The organism is Halococcus sp. AFM35 (assembly GCF_051195015.1).
Taxonomy (GTDB): domain Archaea; phylum Halobacteriota; class Halobacteria; order Halobacteriales; family Halococcaceae; genus Halococcus.
In genome coordinates, this window is sequence record NZ_JBNTJU010000010.1 from 24,005 (window position 1) to 44,782 (window position 20,778).

22 protein-coding genes are annotated in these 20,778 nt (G+C 66.2%); 15 read left to right on the forward strand and 7 right to left on the reverse strand.

The features are described from left to right. Positions 1 to 21 precede the first annotated feature (21 nt). Entirely contained in the window at positions 22 to 480 is a 459-nt protein-coding gene (locus ACQUQO_RS09660) for a universal stress protein (RefSeq protein ID WP_435077780.1), read from the forward strand. Here the strand turns inward: ACQUQO_RS09660 and ACQUQO_RS09665 are convergent. Together ACQUQO_RS09665 and ACQUQO_RS09670 are read right to left on the reverse strand one after the other, a co-directional pair. Then, positions 477 to 1,391, reverse strand: coding sequence for a biotin--[acetyl-CoA-carboxylase] ligase (locus ACQUQO_RS09665; RefSeq protein ID WP_435077781.1), 915 nt, complete (start codon positions 1,389 to 1,391; stop codon positions 477 to 479). The genes ACQUQO_RS09660 and ACQUQO_RS09665 overlap by 4 nt on opposite strands. Before the next feature lie 249 nt (positions 1,392 to 1,640). Beyond that, a complete protein-coding gene (locus ACQUQO_RS09670) occupies positions 1,641 to 2,312 on the reverse strand; it encodes a ribonuclease H (protein WP_435077782.1) in 672 nt (223 codons plus the stop codon). Positions 2,313 to 2,401: 89 nt separating this feature from the next. On the opposite strand from ACQUQO_RS09670, the gene ACQUQO_RS09675 reads away from it, so the two are divergent. Then, positions 2,402 to 3,322 carry a DMT family transporter gene (locus ACQUQO_RS09675; RefSeq protein WP_435077783.1) on the forward strand — a complete coding sequence of 307 codons (921 nt, stop codon included), beginning with the start codon at positions 2,402 to 2,404 and terminating at the stop codon, positions 3,320 to 3,322. 54 nt (positions 3,323 to 3,376) lie between these two features. On the opposite strand, the gene ACQUQO_RS09680 is transcribed toward ACQUQO_RS09675, so the two are convergent. Beyond that, a complete protein-coding gene (locus ACQUQO_RS09680) occupies positions 3,377 to 4,603 on the reverse strand; it encodes an HD domain-containing protein (protein WP_435077784.1) in 1,227 nt (408 codons plus the stop codon). Between the two features lie 373 nt (positions 4,604 to 4,976). Between ACQUQO_RS09680 and cofD the strand changes: the two genes are divergently transcribed. The 6 genes from cofD (at position 4,977) to asd (ending at position 9,834) form a co-directional block, all read left to right on the forward strand. Then, the gene (cofD, locus tag ACQUQO_RS09685; protein WP_435077785.1) at positions 4,977 to 5,978 is read left to right on the forward strand and encodes a 2-phospho-L-lactate transferase; all 1,002 of its coding nucleotides are present in this window, start codon (positions 4,977 to 4,979) and stop codon (positions 5,976 to 5,978) included. After that, positions 5,978 to 6,739 (forward strand): tRNA-dihydrouridine synthase, encoded by a 762-nt coding sequence (locus ACQUQO_RS09690; RefSeq protein ID WP_435077786.1) that lies wholly within the window; start codon positions 5,978 to 5,980, stop codon positions 6,737 to 6,739. Before cofD ends, ACQUQO_RS09690 begins: the two co-directional genes overlap by 1 nt. After that, on the forward strand, positions 6,736 to 7,569 hold the full coding sequence (locus tag ACQUQO_RS09695) for a triphosphoribosyl-dephospho-CoA synthase (RefSeq protein WP_435077787.1): 834 nt from the start codon (positions 6,736 to 6,738) through the stop codon (positions 7,567 to 7,569). Before ACQUQO_RS09690 ends, ACQUQO_RS09695 begins: the two co-directional genes overlap by 4 nt. After that, a complete protein-coding gene (locus ACQUQO_RS09700; RefSeq protein WP_435077788.1) occupies positions 7,566 to 8,162 on the forward strand; it encodes a DUF447 domain-containing protein in 597 nt (198 codons plus the stop codon). Before ACQUQO_RS09695 ends, ACQUQO_RS09700 begins: the two co-directional genes overlap by 4 nt. 398 nt (positions 8,163 to 8,560) lie before the next feature. After that, entirely contained in the window at positions 8,561 to 8,752 is a 192-nt protein-coding gene (locus ACQUQO_RS09705) for a 30S ribosomal protein S17e (protein WP_435077789.1), read from the forward strand. 50 nt (positions 8,753 to 8,802) lie between these two features. Continuing rightward, on the forward strand, positions 8,803 to 9,834 hold the full coding sequence (asd, locus tag ACQUQO_RS09710; RefSeq protein ID WP_435077790.1) for an aspartate-semialdehyde dehydrogenase: 1,032 nt from the start codon (positions 8,803 to 8,805) through the stop codon (positions 9,832 to 9,834). A 5-nt stretch (positions 9,835 to 9,839) separates the two neighbouring features. Here asd and ACQUQO_RS09715 read toward each other — a convergent pair whose 3' ends face one another. Continuing rightward, positions 9,840 to 10,802 (reverse strand): D-2-hydroxyacid dehydrogenase, encoded by a 963-nt coding sequence (locus ACQUQO_RS09715; protein WP_435077791.1) that lies wholly within the window; start codon positions 10,800 to 10,802, stop codon positions 9,840 to 9,842. 127 nt (positions 10,803 to 10,929) lie between these two features. Between ACQUQO_RS09715 and ACQUQO_RS09720 the strand changes: the two genes are divergently transcribed. The 5 genes from ACQUQO_RS09720 to ACQUQO_RS09740 all read left to right on the forward strand — a co-directional run bounded on the left by ACQUQO_RS09720 (position 10,930) and on the right by ACQUQO_RS09740 (position 17,221). Further along, positions 10,930 to 12,276, forward strand: a complete 1,347-nt coding sequence (locus ACQUQO_RS09720) for an NAD(P)/FAD-dependent oxidoreductase (RefSeq protein WP_435077792.1) — start codon at positions 10,930 to 10,932, stop codon at positions 12,274 to 12,276. A 679-nt stretch (positions 12,277 to 12,955) separates the two neighbouring features. After that, positions 12,956 to 13,585: an ECF transporter S component gene (locus ACQUQO_RS09725; RefSeq protein WP_435077794.1), complete on the forward strand. Its 630-nt coding sequence runs from the start codon at positions 12,956 to 12,958 to the stop codon at positions 13,583 to 13,585. A gap of 70 nt (positions 13,586 to 13,655) precedes the next feature. After that, on the forward strand, positions 13,656 to 14,504 hold the full coding sequence (locus ACQUQO_RS09730; RefSeq protein ID WP_435077795.1) for an energy-coupling factor transporter transmembrane component T family protein: 849 nt from the start codon (positions 13,656 to 13,658) through the stop codon (positions 14,502 to 14,504). Further along, on the forward strand, positions 14,501 to 16,213 hold the full coding sequence (locus ACQUQO_RS09735) for an ABC transporter ATP-binding protein (RefSeq protein WP_435077796.1): 1,713 nt from the start codon (positions 14,501 to 14,503) through the stop codon (positions 16,211 to 16,213). Before ACQUQO_RS09730 ends, ACQUQO_RS09735 begins: the two co-directional genes overlap by 4 nt. A 78-nt stretch (positions 16,214 to 16,291) precedes the next feature. Further along, positions 16,292 to 17,221, forward strand: coding sequence for a nucleoside hydrolase (locus tag ACQUQO_RS09740; protein ID WP_435077797.1), 930 nt, complete (start codon positions 16,292 to 16,294; stop codon positions 17,219 to 17,221). A 304-nt stretch (positions 17,222 to 17,525) separates the two neighbouring features. Here ACQUQO_RS09740 and tatA read toward each other — a convergent pair whose 3' ends face one another. From tatA to ACQUQO_RS09755, 3 genes are read right to left on the reverse strand one after another with little or no spacing between them, the layout of a single operon-like run. Then, on the reverse strand, positions 17,526 to 17,780 hold the full coding sequence (gene tatA / locus ACQUQO_RS09745) for a twin-arginine translocase TatA/TatE family subunit (RefSeq protein WP_435077798.1): 255 nt from the start codon (positions 17,778 to 17,780) through the stop codon (positions 17,526 to 17,528). Continuing rightward, entirely contained in the window at positions 17,777 to 18,286 is a 510-nt protein-coding gene (locus tag ACQUQO_RS09750) for a halocyanin domain-containing protein (RefSeq protein ID WP_435077799.1), read from the reverse strand. The genes tatA and ACQUQO_RS09750 overlap by 4 nt, the downstream gene beginning before the upstream one ends. Continuing rightward, positions 18,287 to 18,724 carry a hypothetical protein gene (locus ACQUQO_RS09755; protein WP_435077800.1) on the reverse strand — a complete coding sequence of 146 codons (438 nt, stop codon included), beginning with the start codon at positions 18,722 to 18,724 and terminating at the stop codon, positions 18,287 to 18,289. It lies immediately after the preceding gene. Between the two features lie 388 nt (positions 18,725 to 19,112). Here ACQUQO_RS09755 and ACQUQO_RS09760 point away from each other — a divergent pair, with 388 nt between their 5' ends. Together ACQUQO_RS09760 and hisD are read left to right on the forward strand one after the other, a co-directional pair. Next, positions 19,113 to 19,325, forward strand: coding sequence for a hypothetical protein (locus tag ACQUQO_RS09760; protein WP_435077801.1), 213 nt, complete (start codon positions 19,113 to 19,115; stop codon positions 19,323 to 19,325). 140 nt (positions 19,326 to 19,465) lie between these two features. Next, positions 19,466 to 20,746 carry a histidinol dehydrogenase gene (gene hisD, locus ACQUQO_RS09765; protein ID WP_435077802.1) on the forward strand — a complete coding sequence of 427 codons (1,281 nt, stop codon included), beginning with the start codon at positions 19,466 to 19,468 and terminating at the stop codon, positions 20,744 to 20,746. Positions 20,747 to 20,778: the final 32 nt, after the last annotated feature.

A 20,778-nucleotide genomic window follows, 5' to 3' on the forward strand; every position in this document is an offset into this window, starting at 1 on the left:
AAACGGTGCGAACAGTGTGGTATGTACGAGCGGATTCTCGTGCCGACCGACGGTTCGCCGGAGGCCGATGCCGTCGTCGACCACGCTGCCGGTCTCGCGGCCGTCCACGACGCCGACCTCCACGCGGTGTACGTCGTCAACACGGCGGGGTATGCCGGGCTGCCGGGCGACGGTGCGGTTGGCGGGCTGAGCGCGATGATGAACGAACAGGGCGAGACGGCGCTCGACCGGGCCGCCGAACGCGCCGGCGATAGCCCCACCGAGCGCGTGCTGGTCGAAGGCTCCCCGAGCGCGGAGATCGTCGATTACGCCGATGAGGCGGGCTGTGACCTCATCGTGATGGGAACGCATGGTCGCGGCGGCATCGACCGCCTCCTGTTGGGAAGCGTCGCCGAACGCGTCGTCCGCACCTCTCCAGTCCCCGTGCTCACCGTGCGCGTCGGCGGGAACCCCGACAACGGAACCGACGAGAGCGCCTAGGCGGGGCGCAGGTGTTCGCAATCACCGGCGTGAACGCGGACAGGTCCGTCGTCGGTCGTGACGACCAGCGTGCCCGGAAATTCGATTTCACGAGCTGTACCCACGACATCGCCCGTCGACGTCTCGACGCGCACTCGTCGCCCGAGCGTGAGCGCGTGGTCGCGCCACGCCGCGAGCACCTCTTCGGGGTCGGTGCCGAGTTCGTCGAACCGTTCGAGAAGGGTCTGGACGAACGCGCGGCGGTCGATTTCCTCGGTATGCGCGCACAGTCCGGTCGCGCCGTCGGGAAGCCCCTCCTCGTGGACGTTGATGCCGATGCCGACGACGACCCACGCGACGCGGTCGGCCTCGCCCTCCATCTCGGTGAGGATGCCCGCGAGCTTTTCCTCGCCGACGAGCACGTCGTTGGGCCACTTGATACCCGCATCGACGCCGTGCTCGCGGGCGGTTTCCGTGACTGCGACCGCCGCCGCGAGCGTCATTGTTGGGGCGTGGGCCGGCGGCACATCGGGTCGACAGAGGGCGCTCAGCCAGATACCGCCCGGCGGCGAGTGCCACGCGCGGTCGAGCCGGCCGCGGCCGCCGGTCTGTTCGTCCGCGACCACCGCGACATCGGTTTCGCCCTCGGTGGCGAGGTCGCGCGCGCGGGCGTTCGTGCTCGGCAGGCTGTCGTGATATTCGACATCGAAGGGTGCGTCGAGACCGAACGCGATGGCCGGGCCGCCGTAGTCCGGGATTTCGACCAAGCGATAACCGTCTCCGCCGCTCTCGATGGAAAATCCGGCCTCGCGGAGCGCCTCGATGTGCTTCCAGACTGCCGCGCGCGAGACGCCGAGGCGGGTGGCGAGGGCGGGTCCCGAGACCGCCTCGTCGGCGATGGCAGCGAGCACCGCACGGCGCGTTTCGTTCATGGAACGGCTACGACCGCCGAAGGATAAATGATGGCCGATGGCGCTGGCCGGCGCAGCGGCGGTCGCGGTTGCGGCGCGGTTGCGGTGCGGGTGCGGATGCGGTCCCTGGCGGATGAAGGGCGAGCGAACGGAGTGAGCGAGGGCTTCTGCGGTGCTGTGTGGTTGGTGGGTACGGTGTGGAGGGTGGTGGCATCCGCGCGAGCGCAGTGAGCGCGGTTTACCGCTCGCGCGGTTTGCGAGCGGGAGTTTTTAGTCCAGGTTTTTGCGAGGGGTTGAGCGCGCCTGCGGCGCGCGATCCCCCGAAGTAAAAACGTGGGGCCGGTCGGCGCGCGAGGGCGGCGGAATCATCTCGTCGGTGTCGAAGGTGGCAGGGAGCACACACCGGTTTGGCTCGTCGTTGACGTGGCTGTATTGGGTGGGTGCGTTCGCCAGCGGATGAGCGGGGTTGTCGGCGCTCTCGATGCGTGCCACCCGACAGTCGGCGAAGCCGCGCAGGCGTGCCTGGATGCCGCGCCAGTGATGGCGGGAGCGGTCGGGTATCGTGAGCGGCTCGTCTGGACACCAGCCCTCGTCGGTGGCGAGCAGCGTTCTGTTGGCGTTCGCCGCGAGCGCGTCGTGGTCGACGAGCACGCCCACACGGGCGTCGCGTGGTGCTCTGGCGGCGAGCACGTCGAGACCGAGATGCAGCGCGCGGTACTCGGCGACGTTGTTGTCGGGCGCGTGGTCGGGAAGGGCGAGCCGGGCGACGCGCTCGCCGTCGCGGGTCTCGATGACGACGCCGAGACCGCCGCCCGCGGCGCGAAAGGAGCCATCGGTGGCGACGTAGAACCCCCGGTGGTGGGTTCGCGGCGGGTGGGCGATGTGCGGGGTGGGCGAGTCGTCGAAGAGGTCACGCAGCGCCGGCCGGCCGTATGCGGCCATGCGATTCGTTGGCGCTACCGCAACTTAAAATATACGGCGGCACGCGCCGGGAGCGAAACGTTCAGGCGATGGTCAATCGGAGACACGCCATGCGCTATCGGAACCTGCTGGCGTTTCTCGCGCTCGCGTTCGTCTGGGGTACCGCGTTCATGGCCATCAAGGCCGGGCTGGGATATTTCCCACCCGTCCTCTTCGCGGCGTTTCGCTTCGACCTCGCGGCCATCATTATGCTCGGGTATGCGGTGTACGCGACCGACCGCTGGCGACCCAAAGGGAGAGACGAGTGGTTGCTGGTCGCCGTCGGCGGCGTGTTCATCATCGCGGGCTATCACGCCCTGCTGTTCATCGGCGAGCAGAACACCACGAGCGCCACCGCGGCGGTCATCGTCAGCCTCTCGCCGGTGCTGACGCCGGCGCTCGCCCGCGCGTTCCTCCCGAACGAGCGCCTCTCCAGAGTCGGCGTCGCCGGCATCCTCCTCGGACTGGTCGGCGTCGCCGTCCTCACGCGCCCGACGCCGGAGAACCTCCTCGGCGGGGACCTCCTCCCCAAGGCGTTCGTCTTCGCGGCGGCGGTCTCCTTCGCGCTCGGCAGCGTCACCTCGGAGCGGATTTCGGCGGCCCTCCCTGCGCCGACGATGGAGGCGTGGTCGATGGCCCTCGGAGCCATCGTGTTACACGCCGCGAGCGTGCTTTCGTCAGAATCGCTCGCGGGCGTCGAGGTCGCCATCCCCGGACTCGCGGCACTGGGCTATCTCTCGGTCGCCTCAAGCGCGGTCGGCTTTCTCATCTACTTCGACCTGCTCTCCAGACTCGGCCCGGTCGAAATCAACCTCGTCTCCTACGTCGCGCCGGTGTTCGCCGCGCTTTCGGGCGCGCTGCTGCTGGGCGAGGTCATCGACGCCGTCACCGTCGTCGGCTTCGTCGTCATCTTCTCGGGGTTCGTTCTGCTGAAACGCCGCGCCATCGCCGCCGAACTGCCGAGGGTTCGCGCCGCACTCTCCGGCGAGTGAGCACAGCGAGGGTATCGACTGCGGGGACGACGTTTTCGATTGCTGTCGTCGCCATCACTCCGTCGAGAACTCGTCGAGCGTCGCATGAACGCCCGGACGGACATCCGAGACGAGCGTGCCCTCGATGTCGAGACCGAGCACCGAGACGGCCACCGTCCCAATCCGCTCGGCGTCGTCGGCCGGCGCATAGACGCCGAGTCGCCACTGTTCGCGTTGGGTGGTCTTGAGCGCCTCGACAAGCGTCGACTGCCGGCCGAGCGGGCGAATCTCGCCGCTCACGACGACGCGCGTGGAGGATTCGGTCATGGTCGGGCGCGCCGGTACGTCGAGAATCACGCTCTCGGCATCGACGCCTGCCCGCTCGGCGATTTCGGCTTCCCACTCGCGGACCGTAGTGTGGTCGGCATCGACGAGTTCGTCGGGCGTGTCGCGGAGTTCGGCCCAGACCGCCCGCTTGTAGAGGTCGCGCCGGCCGAGGCGTTCTGCGTCCCTCGACGTGCGCTCGTCGTTCCGCAGCGTCACCAGTAGGTCGTGGTCGTCCATCCGGCGCAGTTCTGTCCCACTCAGGTCGCCGTCGAGCAGGCGCTCGGTCGCCCGGCGAAGCATCGCCTTGCCGATGCGGGCGACCGGGTGGTTGTAGACGACGGGGTTCATCAGCGCGCGCGCGAGCAACAGCGCCTCGGCCGTCTGGACGTTGCCCGCCGCGAGCGCGAGTTCGCCATCGACGAAGCGAAGTTCACGGACCAACCGGCCGTGGTCGATGGTGCCGTAGGGAACGCCGGTGTGGTGGGCATCGCGCACCAGATAGTCCATCCGGTCGACGTCGAGTTCGCCCGAGACCAGTTGACCGAGCCGGCCCTCGCCGGCGACCAGCCCCGCGATGCGTTCGGGGTCGAGGTCGTGGGCTTCGAGGATTTCGGCGACCTCGCCACGCGAAAGGAGTTCGTCCACGTCGTCGTGGTAGTCGCCGGTGTGGCGGTGGATGAGGGCTTCGAGGTTGTGGCTGTAGGGTCCGTGGCCCACGTCGTGGAGCAGCGCGGCCGCACGGACGCGCTCGGCCTGTCTGCCCTCGATACCGAGATGCGAGAGCGCGCGGTCGGCGAGGTGATACACCCCGAGACTGTGCTCGAAGCGGGTGTGGTTGGCCGAGGGGTAGACCAGATCGACGGTGCCGAGTTGGCGGATGTGGCGCAAACGCTGGACGGGTTTGGTATCGAGGAGGTCCTGTGCCACCTCCGAAACCTCGATGTGGTCGTGGACGCTGTCCTTGATGGTCTTCATTGGGCCTATTTTCGGCGCGTTCGGTGAAAAACTTCGGCCCTGTTCGTGTTTGTTGGCTCTCTCAGTGTCGGCTCTCCTGTAATCATCGACTCGATATTCACGCTACGACAGCCGACCACAACGAGAGGCCGCAAGCCACACCCTCCCCAACCGATTCGCTCACTCGCTGCGCTCGTTCGCTCATCCCTCGCACGAGTCGCACGTCTCCGACGTGCTCACGGGTCGCTTGCGCTCCCCGTTCGCATCCACGGCGCTCCCTTCGGTCGCACCGCGCTGCTCCCGCGCGCCGACGCCACCGCCCCGCTATCGAACGGTGGATTCCGTCGGCTGCGGTGAGCACAAGCGTTTACTCCGCCCGTCGTGGAGTCGGCGTATGGTGACGTTTCTCTCCGGGGGCACCGGCACGCCGAAGCTACTGGCCGGAGCGAGGGAGGTCTTCGACCCGGCGGACCTCACGGTGGTCGGGAACACCGGCGACGACGTGGAACTCGGCGGGTTGATGGTCTGTCCGGACCTCGATACCGTCCTGTTCGAGCGGGGCGGCGTCCTCGACCGCGAGCACTGGTGGGGCATCGACGGCGATAGTACCACTACTCACGACGAACTCCGCGACCTCTCGGCGCGGGCGGGCTTCGAGGCAGGCCCGCGGTATCTCGCCGACGAGCGCCAGACCGATGGTCCACGACTCGCACGCTGGCGACGCTTTTCGGCCGTGGGTGAGTTCATGACCATCGGCGACCGCGACAGGGCTATGCATCTCCTGCGGACGAGCCTCCTCAATGAGGGACACATGCTTACCGACGTCACGAAGCGCCTCGCCGACGCGTTCTCGCTCGATATCTCACTGCTGCCGATGAGCGACGACCCGGTGGCGACGATGGTTCACACCTCTGAGAGCGCGATGCACTTCCAGGAGTTCTGGGTCGCACACGGTGGCGAGCCGACGGTCGAAGACGTCGAGTTTCGGGGTGGCGAGCGCGCCGAGCCGACCGAGGAGGTGCTGGAGGCGCTCTCCGAGCCGGTGGTCATCGGCCCGTCGAACCCCGTGACGAGCATCGGGCCGCTGCTCGCGCTCGATGGCGTTCCCGAAGCGCTCGCCGAGACCACCGTGGTCGCCGTCTCGCCGTTCGTCGGCGACCGGCTGTTTTCGGGACCGGCGGCGAAACTCATGGAGAGCACGAACGTGGAGGCGAGCACCGCGGGAATGGTCGAATCGTACCCCTTCGCGGATGCGTTCGTCGTCGACGAGCGCGACCCCACCAGTCTCGGTCGGCCGACGGTCACGACCGACATCACCATCGAAAACCGAGAAGACTCGATGCGTGTCGTGCGGGCGGTTGCGGACGCGCTCGACCTCGCACAGGAGGCGGTCTGATGTTCGACCCTCGCCTCGCACTCGCGAGTCTGAGCGGCGAATCGGACGCCGCGTGGGCACGCCGAGCGGAAGCCCACGCCGGCGCGGCGTTTCTCGGCGGCATCGCCATCGACAAACCATCGAGGCGGGCCGCTCGGCAACTGGTCGACCGCGACCGCGAGGAGTTTCTGCCATCGGACCCGCTGGCGTTCGTCGACCGCGAACTCGGCGCACTCGACGACGCCCCGATTCGGGCGGGTTTCAACGTTCGCAGCGGCTCGCGCGCGCCCATCAGGGAGGCGGCCGAAACCTGCCACGAGCACGACGCCATCATCGAACTCAACGCCCACTGCCGACAGGACGAGCTGTGCGCGGTCGGCTGTGGCGAGACCCTGCTCCGGGACGCCCACCGCCTCTGCGAGCAGGTCGAGACCGCCGCCGACACAGGCGCAACGGTGAGCGTGAAGGTCCGAGCGGAGGTCCCCGGCGTCTCGCTGCCCGACACCGCGCGCTGGGTCGCGGCGGCCGGTGCAGACATCATCCACGTCGACGCAATGGATTCCGAATCCGTGATTCGTGATGTGGCGGACGCGACCGACCTGTTCGTCATCGCCAACAACGGCGTGCGCGACACCGCAACCGCCCGGGAGTACCTCGACGACGGTGCTGACGCCGTGAGCGTCGGCCGTCCAAGCGACCGGCCCGCGGTTCTCCGGCATGTACGCGAAGCGGTCGACGAGTGGTTCGAGACGCGAGTCGAGCAGGCGGGAGCGGGCGGATGAGAACCCCAGTCCAGAACGCCCAATTGGCACTGTTGCTGGAGGTCACGGGCACGCCCAAACCCGGCAACGTCGACCGCGCTCGCGAGTATCCCGACCTCCGTTTCGAGCACTTCATGGCCGGCGCGGTCGGGGCGAACGATGGACTCCGGATGGTCGGTACGGGCGAACCAGTCGGTGAGTCCTTCGAGCGAGCGGTCGCGGGAATGGCCGACCAGCGCGGCGGCAACACCCAGTTCGGCGCACTCTTGTTGCTCGTCCCGCTCGTCCGGGCGAGCGCGACCGGCGAACTGACGCCCGAGCATGCGGCCGAAGTGGTCGAGGAGACAACCGTCGCCGACGCCGCGGGGTTCTATCGCGCCTTCGAGCACGTCGACATGGGTATCGGCGACCCGCCCAAGGGAATGGAGGACCTCGACGTTCGCCGCGGCGCGGACGCGATTCCGGAACTCGAAGCGCGCGAACTGACGCTCGAAGACGTGCTCGCGGCGAGCGTCGAGTACGATGGCGTGGCCCGCGAGTGGGTCTCGCGCTTTTCGCGGAGTTTCGAGACCGCCGAGCGCATCGTGAGCGCCAATGGTCCGGTGCCGGACCGCGCTGCACGGGCCTTCCTCGAAGCGCTCGCGAGCGAACCGGACACCTTCGTCGTGAAGCGCCACGACGAGGCGACTGCCCGCGAAGTCACCGAGGCTGCGCGGGCAGCTCTCCGCGGCGATGTCGACCCCGAAACGCTCGCCGAGGAACTCGTCGCCGCCGAGGTGAATCCGGGAACGACGGCGGACCTCGTCGCGGCCGGGCTGTTCATCGCGCTCGAAGACGGACTCGCGGTATGACCGACTCGCAGGAGGTGGTCGAGTGGCCAGTCGAGCTTCGGGGCGTTACCGAATCGGTCGTGGGGACGCTCGGTCCCAATGGGCAGTGGAACTTCGCGGCGCTCGGTCTCCACGCCGGCGAACCGGTCACGGCACGCACGTGGGGGCGCACGCGAACGCGGCGCAACTTCCACGAAGAGGGCGGGGGCGTCGTCCAATTCTTGTGCGACCCGGTAGTGTTCGTCGAGAGCGCGCTCTCGATTCACGAACGCTCCTCGCCCGTGCATCCGGCGGCAGCGGCATGGGCGCGCGTCACAGTCGAATCGGTGGATGAAGGCGAATCGGACGGCACGGGATGGGAGCAGTGGGAACTCACGCCGGTCGAGACGGGTATCGAGCAACGGACTGTGCCGACGACCAGCCGCGGCTACGGCGCGGTCATCGAGGCCACCGTCGCGACTTCCCGGCTCGACGTGCCGGCCTACGATACCGACGAACTCCGCGAGCGACTCGACTACTTCGCCGACGTGGTCGCAACCTGCGGCGGCGAGCGCGAACGCGAGGCGATGGCACGCATCGGTGAACTCACGGCGTGGAACGACGAAATCGGGTGAACGTTACATACCGTCCGTGAATGACTGCCCCGACAGTTGATGATATCACGTCTTTCGTGAGATTTCTTCGATGGCGACAACGAATCGCCAGAATAGGTACAAACCCAAGATGGAGACGCAAACGATAACGATTTCGGCAATTGGGACGAACCACAGGAGTCGTGATGCAATCACGAGCAATACTGCGGCGGCGAGCGAACCAACGACAATGCGCTGATGACTGATTTCCGATTGTTGTTTCGTATCCATGACAAAATCGGTTTTCCTCCACCATACTATCGGTTTCGGCAACTATATTTATATTGACTCGTGTTCCGAATCGACGGTCGAACCATCTTCGAGCGGAGTGGCACGAGCGAGAACGGGCCGTTTATACGCCGGGCGAAGAAGGATTGGATATGGCAATCAAACCGGCCTACATCAAGAAGACGGGCAACCTGCTGCTCGAACGGTATCCGGAGGCGTTCTCGACCGACTTCGAGCACAACAAGGAGAGCGTCACTGCGCTGACGAACGTCGAGTCGAAGGGCGTTCGCAATCGCATCGCGGGCTACGTCGCGCGCAAGCAGCAGGGCGCTGTCGCCCAGTAGAACCTGCACCGACCAGAACAGTTTTCATCGGGTTTGTCCTACGTCGGGCAATGACACACGTTGGCGTCCTCGGTGCGACCGGAGCCGTCGGACAGCGGCTGATTCAACTGCTCGACCCGCATCCCGAGTTCGAACTAGCCTGCGTGACCGCGAGCGAGACGAGTGCGGGTCGGTCCTACCGTGACGCCGCGAAATGGCGCATCGAAACGCCGATTCCGGAGGAGGTGGCCAACTTGGAAGTTCGCCAGACCGACCCCGCGGCGATCCCCGACGACATCGACTTGCTGTTCTCGTCGCTGCCCTCCTCGGTCGGCGAGCGCGTCGAACCCGACCTCTGTGAGGCCGGTTATGTCGTCTCGTCGAACTCCTCGAACGCACGAATGGCCGAGGACGTGCCGCTGACGATTCCCGAACTCAACCACGACCACCTCGACTTGCTCGAAGTCCAGCGCGACGAGCGGGGCTGGGACGGCGCGCTCGTGAAGAATCCCAACTGCTCGACCATCACCGCAGTGCCGACGCTCGCGGCGCTCGATTCGTTCGGACTGGAGACCGCCCACGTCGCCACCCTGCAAGCGGTCTCCGGCGGCGGCTACTCGGGCGTGACCTCGATGGAGATCATCGACAACGTGCTGCCCCACATCGGCGGCGAGGAGGAAAAAATCGAGACCGAATCTCGCAAGCTTCTTGGCGAGTTCGACGGCGCGGAACTCAGCCATCACGATGCTGACGTGGCCGCCTCCTGCAATCGCGTGCCCACCCTCGACGGCCACCTCGAAAACGTCTGGGCCGAAACCAACGAGGAGGTCACCGCCGAGGACGCGGCGGCGGCCATGCGCGAGGCTCCCTCGCTCGACCTCCACAGCTCGCCCGCCCAGTTCATCGAGGTCTTCGAAGAGCCGGACCGCCCACAGCCGCGCCTCGACCGGATGGTCGGCGACGGGATGGGCGTCGCGGCCGGCGGCATCCGCGAGACGAGCAATGGAGTGCAGTACAACTGCCTCGCCCACAACACCCTGCGCGGGGCGGCCGGCGCGAGCGTGCTGAACGGCGAGTTACTCCTCGAAGAGGGTTGGGTCTGAGGCGACTACGCGACCTGATTCTTCAGGCCATCGTACTCGCCAGTGTCGGCCACGCGTCGCATGTTCTCGGCGAGGATGTCCGCGAGGCGCTCGTAATATTTCGGCGTGTTGCCGGCGTTGTGCGGCGTAATCAGGACGTTCTCGAAGCCCCAGAGCGGGTGGTCTTCGGGCAGCGGTTCGGGGTCGGTCACGTCGAGGGCCGCCCCGCCGATGGCGTTCGACTGAATCGCCGAGACGAGCGCCGCCGTGTCGATGACCGGTCCGCGCGCGACGTTCACGACCGTTGCATCCGGCGGCAGCGTCGTGAACTCCGCCTCGCCGATCATGCCCTCCGTCTCGTCGGTCAGCGGCACCGTGAGCACGAGGTGGTCGGTGCGAGCGAGCGCCTCGTGCAGGCGGTCGGGACCCACCACCTCGTCGGTCGGGCCACCCTTCTCGGGCGAGTGACGAATCCCGATGGTATCGACGTCGAAGCCCTGTAGCCGTTCGACGACGGCACTCCCGAGCGCGCCGAGTCCCGCGACCGTGACCGTCGAGCCGGCGAACTCGCCGACCGGGTAGGCACGCCACTCCCGGCGCTGTTTGCGTCGCCAGCCCTCGTGATGGCGGCGGGTGAGCGTGAGCAGGTATCCGAGCACGTCCTCGGCGATGTTGGGGCCGTGAACACCCGAAGCGGTCGTCACGCTCACCCCATGCCGTTCGATGGCGTCCATCGGGAGGTGGCCGTAGCCCGCGTACGAACAGGCGAGCAGTTCGAGGCTCTCAGCGCTGTCGAGGAGTTCCTCGTCGACCGTCTTGCCGGCGACCACTTGCGTCCGCGTGATGAGCTTTCGCTCCTCTTCGGGCGTGCGCGCCAACCGGATGTCGTACTCCGGGAGGCGCTCGCGCAGCGCCGCCGCGTACTCGCTGGCCGGGATGCCGTGGACGCCCTCACGGCGCACCACGATGTCCGGTTCGTCGCCGCTCATCGTCCATCCCTCGTTCGGGTCATGGCCGGTGTTCGGCGGCCACCGTCATTAAGTCCATCCGTTGGACCCGTCCTTTGGGACGACCGCCGAGCGGGAGACATTTATTCGCGGCGCTGGCCGGACTCGTATGGAGCGGATTGACGTGGCGGTCGTCGGCGGTGGCCCGGCGGGTACTTCGGCCGGACGGGCAGCGGCGCGACAGGACGCCGAGACGGTGGTGTTCGAGAAGGGCGTCCCGCGCGAGGACCGCGAAGCGTTGGGACCCGATTCGACCGACGCCGCGGGAATGCTCGACTACTGGGTCGACCTGATGGACCTCCCGGAGGCGGTTCCCGACGACGTGATCCTGCGCGAACTGGACGGGGCGACGTTCGCCGGCCCTACCGAGCGCATCACGATTCGGGAGACAGGGATGGACAGTTCGTCTCCCGATTTCGGCTTTACCTTCCATCGCGCGCGCTTCGACGACTGGCTGCGCGAGCGCTGTGAGGACGCTGGCGCTGCCTATCGGGTCGGCACGAGCGTCAAGGACGTCGACATCGACCGCCGCGGGAGCCACACACTCACGCTGCACGACGGTCACGAAATCGAGACCGAATACTTGATTCTCGCCGACGGGCCACAGCGGACGGTTACTCGTGGAGTGCTCGCCGAGTTCGTCGCGGAGCAACGGCTGGAGGACCTCGCCTCGAACCGCGCGAACCACATCGCCTATCAGGAGTATCGGGAGTTTCCGCCCGAACTGTTCGACGACGACCTCCTCAAATTCTGGTGGGGCGCGATGCCGGGCCACACCGCCTACCCGTGGGTATTCCCGAACGAGGGCCGTGTGGCCCGCGTGGGCCTCACGATGCCCATCGGTCTCGACATCGACGAGGTGCACAACCCCGGAAGCTACCGACTGCTCGAACCCGGCGACACGACGGTTCCCTCTGGAAAGAAGTACGTCGAACGGCTGCTCGAAACCGAGTATCCGGATTACGACCTCGCGGACTTCCCACTGGTCGAGAACCGGGGCAAGCGCGGCGGCACCGAGACCTATCCCATCTCCTCGACACGGCCAATCGATTCACCCACCGGCGCGAACGTCGCCATCGTCGGCGGTGCAATGGGTGCGACCTCCGCCTTCCACGAGGGCGGCGACCACGTGGCGGTGCGCACCGGCAAAATCGCGGGGTCGCTGGCGGGTGCGGGCGCACTCTCGGCGTACAACCGCGAGTGGAAGCGCGCGGTCGGCGACGAAATCCTCCGGAACGTCGCGATGGCCGACGTCGTGGCCGGCTTCGAACCCCCGGACTGGGACCGTGCGTTCGCAGCGGTCGGCCGCATGCTCGACGACGGACGGTATCGCGCGCTGCGAGCGCCGTTTGCCGGTCGCGCCGGTCTCTCGGTGCTCGCACGCTACGGCAAAGCGAAATTCGGCTATCGCAACGGTAGTTACGTCCAGCTTCGGGAATCGGAGTACGCCGTCTGATGCTGTCTGTCGGAAGTATCTACCGCCGAATTTTGTTTGCCAGTTCGCTTTCGCCCGATGGTGCCGAGAACAGCACGTGACGAGTTCCGACCGACAGCATGAGCCACGAACGGTTTATGCCTGTGGCCCGGACGACGGACGCGCGCCGTAGTCCTCGCCCGAGCACGTCCACACGGACGCGATGACGTGCGACGAACCCCGGCGTGCGATACTGGTCGTGCTACGCACGACCGAACGTGGAGCCGGTATCAACCGGCGACACGGGTTGCGCCATGCGCAACCGATTGCGAGGCCGGCATCAGCCGGCCGCGGATGGCCACCGACGGCCCGCCCGGCATAGGGTTTGCCGGCCGAGACGGCACACCGCCCGCGATGAGGCCGGTCGTTAGTGTTCCGGGCGATACCTCTCACTTTCGGATACGCTTGCTTCGCTCGCTACTCCTGCTCGCAGGTTGAGACTGGTCTGTGGAAGCGTTGAACCGAGTGGCCAACAGGTCGTATCGGAACCAGTGGACTTGCTGGCCTGTTATATCGTCAGCGTTCTTGCTCGAATACAAATTTCCACACCGCCATATCGTGCCGAGAACCGGCATATTTTTCAAGAACGATTAACACTCTGCAATATGGCACCGCATAGATATCGCAATCGTCTCCGAGACGCCGAACGAGGGATGGTTCCATGAGCGAGACGGAACGACGTTCGATTGGCGACCGCATCCGATCCGATTTCACCACCGAGGCATGGGTACTGATTCCCATCGGGGTCGGTATCAACATCGTCGTCGGCTCCATCGTCCAGACGCTTCGCCTGCCACTGTTTCTGGACACCATCGGCACGATGCTCGTGGCACTCCTTGCCGGGCCCTGGGTGGCCGCCATCGCTGGCGTCCTGACGAACGTGGTGCTCGGGTTCACGGTCGGTCCCCAGCTCATCCCGTTCGCCCTCGTGAACGTCGCCATCGCGCTCGTCATCGGCTATCTGGCACGGCGCGGCTGGTTCCGCATCAAGAGCACCGCCGGCTACTGGCGGCTGGTCGCCGCCGGGGTCCTCCTCGGCGTGGTCAACACGCTCGTTTCGACGCCCATCGCCGTGCTCCTGTTCGGCGGACTGACGGGCAGCGGACAGGACATCGTCACGACGGTGTTCCTCGCCGCGGGACTGCCGATCTGGTCTGCGGTCTTCGTCTCCTCGCTGCTCGTCGGTGGCATCATCGACAAGACCGCGAGCATCGTCATCGCCTATTTCGTCGCCAAATCGGTACCGAGTCGGTATCTCCCGACACGTGGCCAGGAAACGCTCGACACATGACGCGGCGTGGTAGCCGCGCCATCGGTTCGCCGCTCTCGACGGACCGGTTTGCCCCCGTTCGATGCCCGCCATGAGCGGTCACGACATCGACCCCGATGCGCTCCTGGAGAACACGCAGGGCGCATCGAACAGCGTCATCGGCTATCAGTCCGGGGATTCGTTTCTCCACCGGCTGAACCCGGTCACCAAACTCGTCCTCACGGTCGGCATCACCGCGATTGCGTTCGTGCTGCCCGGCTTCCGTGGACCACTGGTGCTGCTGGCGGCCGTGGTAGTGGTCGCGGTCGCGGCGGGCGTGGGACCGAGCGTGCTCCGGGTCGGGGTGGTGATCGGCACGCCGCTGGCGGTGATCCTGCTGGTCGTCCAGGGCTTTTTCTATCCCGGCAACGAGACGCCGTTGGTCGCCGTCGACGGTCTCCCCGTCGTCGGCACCGTGACGCTCTGGCTGGAGGGCGTGCGGTTCGCGCTGGGCATCCTCTTCCAGCTGCTCGTGGCGATCATCGCGATGTTGGCGACCATCGCCACCTCCCATCCCCGGAAGCTCACGGCGGCGTTGATAGAAAAAGGCATGCCGCGGAAGCTGGCATACGTGTTCATGGCCGCACTCCAGTTCGTGCCCCGCATCCGCGGGCGTTCGCAGGGCATCATCGACGCCCAGCAGGCTCGCGGTCTCGACACGCGCGGCAGCGTCCGGCGGCGCGTGCGCGCGCTCGTCGACCTCCTCTCGCCGCTTTTGATCAGCGAACTCATCGCCGCCCAAACGCGCGGGCTCGCGCTCGAAGCGCGTGGCTTCGGCCGGTCGGACCCGCAGACGGTCATCTACACCATTCCGGATGGGACCGTCGACCGGGTCCTGCGGTGGGGGACGCTCCTGGCAGTCATCGTCGTCATCGCCGGGGTGGTCCTCGGATGGGGATGATAGACTTCGATGACGTCTCCTTCAGCTACCAGACCCAGCCCGACGACGAGTTCGCGCTCGATGGCGTCAGCTTCGCAGTCGAGCGCGGGAGCTTCGTCGGCATCACCGGACCGACCGACGCCGGGAAATCGACGACGAGCCGCGCGATGGCGGGCTACATCCCCCACTTCTTCGATGGCGAGTTCTCCGGGCGGGTCACCGTCGACGGGCAGGAGACGACCGACACCACGGTCGGCGAGCTCTCGGACACGGTGGGGATGCTCTTCGAGGACCCCTTCGACCAGCTCACGGGTGCCGCGACGACCGTCTTCGAGGAGGTCGCCTTCGGGCTGGTGAACCGGGGGCTGCCCAAACAGGAAGTTCTAGATCGGGTCGCCGACAGCCTCGAAACGGTCAGTCTCACCGACCAGCTCGCGCGAAACCCCCAGCAACTGTCGGGCGGGCAGACCCAACGGCTGGCGCTCGCGTCGATCCTCGCGCTCGACCCCGAGCTGCTCGTCCTCGACGAACCCACATCCCAGCTCGACCCGCAGGGCACTCAGGAGATCTTCGACATCATCGCCGACATGGAGGGGACCGACTACACGGTCGTGGTCGTGAGTCAGGACCTCCAGCGACTGGGCTCGTCGCTCGACCGGCTGCTCGTCCTCGACGAAGGCGAGAAACGCTACGACGACGACCCCGAAGACGTCCTCGCCCGGGAGAGGATTTCCGAGCTGGTTCACGTTCCGACCACCGTTCGCATCGGCCGGCGACTGCGGAACGAGGGGTTGGTCGAGCAATCGAAGCCCCTGCCGCTGGATTTCGATGGCGCTGTCGCGGAACTCGAAGACCACGTCCGGACGGACCACGAACAAGCCGAACCTCGGGCGGGCGACGGCGGGGTCGAACCCCCGACGGCCGCCGAGGACGGGGAACCGCTCGTCGAACTCGACGACGTCCACTACCGCTACTCGGAATCGATCCACGCCCTCCGGGGGATTTCGGCGACGCTCGACGGGGGCTGTATCTGTTTGGTCGGACAGAACGGGGCGGGGAAATCGACGCTCGCCAAACAGCTGAACGGGCTGCTCACGCCGACCGATGGTCGCGTGCTCGTTCGCGGCACGGACACCCGCGAGACGAAAACCGCCGAACTCGCCCGCGACATCGGCTTGAGCTTCCAGAATCCCGACGACCAGCTCTTTCACGATACGGTGGAGGCGGAGCTGCGATACGGACCCCGAAACCTGGGATTTTCCGAGGAGGAGGCCGACGAGGCGGTCGAATCATCCCTCGAACGGATGGGCTTGGAGGACGTGCGCTCGAAGAACCCCTACGACATGGGAATCGCGCGTCGCAAACAGGTCGCCGTGGCGTCGGTGCTCGCGATGGACACGCCCGGCGTGGTGCTCGACGAGCCGACGGGTGGACAGGACGCCCCCGGTACCGAACTGCTGGCGCGGGTGGTGCGTGAACTCGTCGACGAGGGCAAGGTCGTGATACTCATCACTCACGACATCGAGTTCGTCCGCGACACCGCCGACCGGGTTATCGCCCTCGGCGAAGGTGAAATCCTGCTCGACGACGACCCGGCGTCGGTGTTCGCCGACCCGGAGACGCTCGCCCGGACGGACGTCACGCCGCCGAGCGTCGCCCGGGTCGCCGCCCGACTCGGCCTTCCCGCGACCGTGCTCACGATTGAGGACCTCTTCGAGTTCGTGACGTAGACGTCCGTTCGCTCGGAGCGACAGCCGGCCGCTCTGGGGGCCAAACACTTAACCTGCGATATCTCCGTAGCATGGAGAATGACCCAGCAGGTACTCTTCGATACCGACCCCGGCTGTGACGATGCCGTCATGCTCGCGATGGCGCTCGGCCATCCCGCCATCGAGGTCGTCGGGCTGACGACCGTCTGTGGCAATACGGTGGTCGAGAACACGACGCGGAACGCGCTTTCCATCCTCGAACTCGGGGACGCGACGGACGTACCGGTCGCGCGCGGCTGTGGTCGACCCCTCGTCGGGCCGCTCTCGACCGCCGAGGAGATCCACGGCGAGGGCGGCATTCGCGGGGACCTCCCGGAACCGACGACCGGGCCGGTCGATGTCCACGCGGTCGAGTTCATGATCGACTGCGCCCATCGGTACGGCGACGACCTCGCCATCGCCGCCGTCGGGCCGCTCACGAACCTCGCGCTCGCGCTCGCACAGGAACCGCGCCTCCCGGAGTTGGTCGGTGACATCTACGTCATGGGCGGAAACCCGTTGTCGCCGGGCAACAAGACGCCGGCGGCCGAGGCGAACTTCCACAACGACCCCGAGGCCGCCGCACGCGTCCTTCAGGACGGGCGGGTGACGCTCGTCGGACTGAACGTGACGAACGATGCGACGGTCCTGCCCGAGCGGGTCGAACGCTACCGCGCTTCGAACGGCGTATTGGAAACGGTCGGCGACTGGCTCGCCTATCCCGACGCCGCTCCGGGAATCTACGACCGAATCGGGTACGCGATGCACGACGCCGCCGTCGCCGCGGACCTCCTCGATTCGAACGTCCTCGCCGCCGAGACCAACTACTGTGAGGTCGATACGTCGAACGGTCCCTCCCGCGGCAGCGTCGTCTGTGACGTTTACGGCGTCACCGGCGAGGCCGCAACCACCGACGTGGCAGTCGATATCGATGTCGAGCGCTATCGTGCGCTCCTCGGGGACGGCGTCGAACAGTTCGCGGACGGGTGACACGTCGGCAACGCCCTCGCCGTTCACCATCGGCGGAAACCGTCCCTTGTTCGATGGCCCGTGATACCCGGACCATGGGGTGAACCTTCGACATATTACAGATGAGCATCGACTGGCCGAATGATGTCGGATTCCGACGTCGGTGGTGTCGTCGCTGCCGGATTGGTCTCGTTCGGCTGGCTCTCGTGGGTTACTGAAATCCCATATTCGACTCTCCACGTTCAAAATCAGCGGTGTTGGTACCTGCTCGTCCGGAGTCCCGTAGTAGTCGGACGAGAACATTCGTCACGGTCGGGCCGAGGTACTACCCCCGAATGGGAGCAGTCGTTCCGTCGCCAGACATTGCGCTTGCATGGTAGTCGTCTGATGGTTCCGTCGAGACCGCCTCGCGGCTGTTCTGGAACTCGGCCTGTGCCTCACCGAGCGACCGAGCAAGCTGGGGAAGTTTGCTCGGGCCGAACAGCATGACGACGACCAGCAGGATGACGACCAGTTCGAGTCCACCGGGAATCCCGACGAACAGCGGGACGGCCGGCTCGAACAGCCCTGTACCGATCATGCTGATGTACCTCCCTCGGTGGGCTGGGCCAGCGCGACGAACACCGCGCCCTTCATGCCCATCGCCTCGTGAGGTTCACAGACGTACTTGTAGACGCCCGGCCGGTCGAAGGTGTACTCGAAGGTGGTTCCCGTCTCGGCGACGGGCGGACCGCTGTTGAACGTGCCTTGGTCGGCGACGACGTTGTGGTCGCCACCGCCACCGGTCCATTTCCACGTCACCGTGGTGTGGGGCGAGACCGCCACCGCAGCGGGTCCGAAACCGTATTCGCCCATGTTGCCTTCCGAGCCCACTTGGATCGTGACTGCGCTCCGTCCGCGCATGTCGTGGGTGTAGTCGTAGTTGTCGGTGCCGTCGAACCAACCCTTGTAGTTGGGTTCGTTCGGAAGCTGTGGACCACTGGGCTGGCGCTGGGCGGCCCTGCCGGTACAGCCGGCAAGGCCAGCCGAACCCAGCACCGCCATAGCGCCGGCGGCTTTCAGGAAGTCCCGACGACTCGTGGTCATTTACCTCACGGCTCCCTTGGTCTCGGTGAGGTCGCTGGTTTCGGTCCGGGTGCGCTCGGTGGCCTTGCTGCGCCGTTCACTCAGGTAGAGGGAGGCGAGCAATGCGATCAACGCAATCTGGACGGTCTTGTCGGCCACGCCGATGGCGAAGTCGGGCATTCCCAGCTGGACCCACGCCGCGATTTGGGCGAGGGTGAAGGGGATGCCACCGAGGGAGAGCAGACGGTGGTCGAACGTCGTGCCCATCAATCCTGCGAGGGTGAGGAATCCCAACCCGGCGAGCAGGAAGGGAAGGAAGCTCTGTGTCCAGTAGAGGTACAGATGCACGCCGCCCGTGATGGCCGCGAGGGCGACGGCTCCCCAGTGTTTGGTGCCCATCGAACCGAGGGCTGGTCGGATGCCAATCGTGTTGTCCCTGATGTATCTCATAGTGCTCATTGTAAGTCACCAATGCTCTATAGGTATCACAAGTATATAAAGTTATCGTATATGTTAATACCATGAAATTGTCTTTTGATGGGAGCTTTACGAACGAACAGCGTGTTGTGGGTGCAACGAAGCCTTTCGGTACTATCGAGGTAGAGACAGAAGGAAGGGTTAAGCTTTCGGGATGCCTACTGATACGTACCGGGCACAGCCAAGCGAGTTTCTGCTCAGTAGCGTCACCACTGTGCCCGGGGACCTTTCATCCCTTCGATGTTCATCGATAGCTCAATGTCTCGACGGTTCGCACAGCACCGCCCAACCGCGGGCGAACGCGACCGTGGGCGAAACTCGCTGGTCGCGCTCCAGTATTTATATCCACGACCACCGTATCGTCGGGCCGATGAACAGGAACGGGTTCGTGAAACTCTCGGTGCTCGCGTTCGGACTGGTGCTGCTGAGCTTCCTGATTCTCGGCTTCTCCCGGCTCGTTCTGCCCTATCGGACCGCGCGCGTCCTCGCCGCACCGACGACGCTGCTCGCGTTCGCGCTGGTCTGCTATCTCCTCGCTCGGGCAATCCTCTCGAAACTCCACCTCGTCGAAATCGAGGAGTGATAGGGTGTATCGTCGGTTTTTAGTGATTTTCGATGCGTCGTGTGACGGGCTCGAATCCGGGAGCATCGAACGGCCGAATGGAGACGACACTCCCTCCGAGAGACCACAAACCGTTTTCACGCCGGCTCCGAACTGCTCGTATGGACGCAAACACCGTTGGGAACCTCCCGCCCGATAGACGGCGCGCACTCTTCGAGCGCGACGCGGGCATCGACGCCATCGCTGGCGACGTCGGCGACATCATCGAGCGCGTGCGCGAGGAGGGCGACGCCGCGCTGCGGGCGTACGCCGAGGAGTTCGACGACACCACCGTCGGCACCATCGACGTGACCGACGCCGCCGAGCGCGCCCACGACGACATCGACGACGACCTCAGGGAGGCCATCGAGACTGCCGCCGAAAACATCGAGGAGTTTCACGAACGCCAACTGCCCGACGACTGGCGGACGGATTTCGATGGCCGCGAACTCGGGCGGCGCTACCGACCAATCGAGCGCGTCGGCGCGTACGTGCCGGGCGGCGGGGCGGCTTACCCCTCCAGCGCGCTGATGACCGTCGTTCCCGCCAAGGTCGCTGGCGTCGAGCAGGTCGCCGTGGCCACGCCGCCGGCCGAGGAACTCAGTCCTGCGATGCTCGCGGCGCTGCACGTCGCCGGTGCGGACGAAATCCATCAGATTGGCGGCGCACAGGCCATCGCCGCGCTCGCCTACGGCACCGAAACGGTCTCGCGGGTGCACAAAATCGTCGGTCCCGGCAACCGATGGGTGACCGCGGCCAAAGCCGCCGTCAGAAACGACTGCGCCATCGATTTCCTCGCTGGGCCGAGCGAACTCTGCGTGCTCGCCGACGGGACGGCGAACCCGGAATTCATCGCGGCGGACCTGCTCGCACAGGCCGAACACGACACCGAGGCATCGGTCGTCGCCGTCACCGACGACGAGGCTCTCGCCGAGGACATCGTTGCGGCCATCGACCGGCAAATCGAGGGCCGCGAGCGCGAGACTATCATCCGTGAAGCGCTCGACAGCGACGCCAGCGGCGTCTTCGTGGCACGCTCGATGCCCGAGGCAGTCCTCTTCTGTGAGGAGTACGCCGCCGAGCACCTCTCGATTCAGGCAGAGGACGACGAAGCGCTGCTCGACCGTATCAGCAGTGCAGGCAGCGTCTTCCTCGGTTCCCACAGTCCGGTGGCGGCAGGTGATTACGCCGCCGGGCCGAACCACGTGCTGCCGACCGGCGGCGAGGCGCGCGTCACGGGCGGGCTGTGCGTCGAGACGTTCCTGCGCTCGACGACGGTCCAACGCCTCTCGTCGGACGCGCTCGACGCACTCGGCGACACGGTGCGGACGCTCGCAGCAGCCGAGGGACTGGAGGCCCACGCCGAAAGCGTCCGGGTTCGCGGGCAGGCCAGCCGGGACTGAGTAACCGACACGCGAGAGGTGCACGATTTCGA

Bases quoted from the DNA above. Each gene is read 5' to 3' on its own strand.
- ACQUQO_RS09715 (WP_435077791.1), bottom strand. From the start codon at position 10,802: ATGAGCGGCGACGAACCGGACATCGTGGTGCGCCGTGAGGGCGTCCAC.
- ACQUQO_RS09665 (WP_435077781.1), bottom strand. From the start codon at position 1,391: ATGAACGAAACGCGCCGTGCGGTGCTCGCTGCCATCGCCGACGAGGCG.
- hisD (WP_435077802.1), top strand. From the start codon at position 19,466: ATGGACGCAAACACCGTTGGGAACCTCCCGCCCGATAGACGGCGCGCA.
- ACQUQO_RS09660 (WP_435077780.1), top strand. From the start codon at position 22: ATGTACGAGCGGATTCTCGTGCCGACCGACGGTTCGCCGGAGGCCGAT.
- ACQUQO_RS09730 (WP_435077795.1), top strand. From the start codon at position 13,656: ATGAGCGGTCACGACATCGACCCCGATGCGCTCCTGGAGAACACGCAG.
- ACQUQO_RS09680 (WP_435077784.1), bottom strand. From the start codon at position 4,603: ATGAAGACCATCAAGGACAGCGTCCACGACCACATCGAGGTTTCGGAG.
- ACQUQO_RS09735 (WP_435077796.1), top strand. From the start codon at position 14,501: ATGATAGACTTCGATGACGTCTCCTTCAGCTACCAGACCCAGCCCGAC.
- ACQUQO_RS09750 (WP_435077799.1), bottom strand. From the start codon at position 18,286: ATGACCACGAGTCGTCGGGACTTCCTGAAAGCCGCCGGCGCTATGGCG.
- asd (WP_435077790.1), top strand. From the start codon at position 8,803: ATGACACACGTTGGCGTCCTCGGTGCGACCGGAGCCGTCGGACAGCGG.
- cofD (WP_435077785.1), top strand. From the start codon at position 4,977: ATGGTGACGTTTCTCTCCGGGGGCACCGGCACGCCGAAGCTACTGGCC.
- ACQUQO_RS09675 (WP_435077783.1), top strand. From the start codon at position 2,402: ATGCGCTATCGGAACCTGCTGGCGTTTCTCGCGCTCGCGTTCGTCTGG.
- ACQUQO_RS09720 (WP_435077792.1), top strand. From the start codon at position 10,930: ATGGAGCGGATTGACGTGGCGGTCGTCGGCGGTGGCCCGGCGGGTACT.
- tatA (WP_435077798.1), bottom strand. From the start codon at position 17,780: ATGATCGGTACAGGGCTGTTCGAGCCGGCCGTCCCGCTGTTCGTCGGG.
- ACQUQO_RS09740 (WP_435077797.1), top strand. From the start codon at position 16,292: ATGACCCAGCAGGTACTCTTCGATACCGACCCCGGCTGTGACGATGCC.
- ACQUQO_RS09725 (WP_435077794.1), top strand. From the start codon at position 12,956: ATGAGCGAGACGGAACGACGTTCGATTGGCGACCGCATCCGATCCGAT.
- ACQUQO_RS09695 (WP_435077787.1), top strand. From the start codon at position 6,736: ATGAGAACCCCAGTCCAGAACGCCCAATTGGCACTGTTGCTGGAGGTC.
- ACQUQO_RS09755 (WP_435077800.1), bottom strand. From the start codon at position 18,724: ATGAGCACTATGAGATACATCAGGGACAACACGATTGGCATCCGACCA.
- ACQUQO_RS09705 (WP_435077789.1), top strand. From the start codon at position 8,561: ATGGCAATCAAACCGGCCTACATCAAGAAGACGGGCAACCTGCTGCTC.
- ACQUQO_RS09700 (WP_435077788.1), top strand. From the start codon at position 7,566: ATGACCGACTCGCAGGAGGTGGTCGAGTGGCCAGTCGAGCTTCGGGGC.
- ACQUQO_RS09690 (WP_435077786.1), top strand. From the start codon at position 5,978: ATGTTCGACCCTCGCCTCGCACTCGCGAGTCTGAGCGGCGAATCGGAC.
- ACQUQO_RS09760 (WP_435077801.1), top strand. From the start codon at position 19,113: ATGAACAGGAACGGGTTCGTGAAACTCTCGGTGCTCGCGTTCGGACTG.
- ACQUQO_RS09670 (WP_435077782.1), bottom strand. From the start codon at position 2,312: ATGGCCGCATACGGCCGGCCGGCGCTGCGTGACCTCTTCGACGACTCG.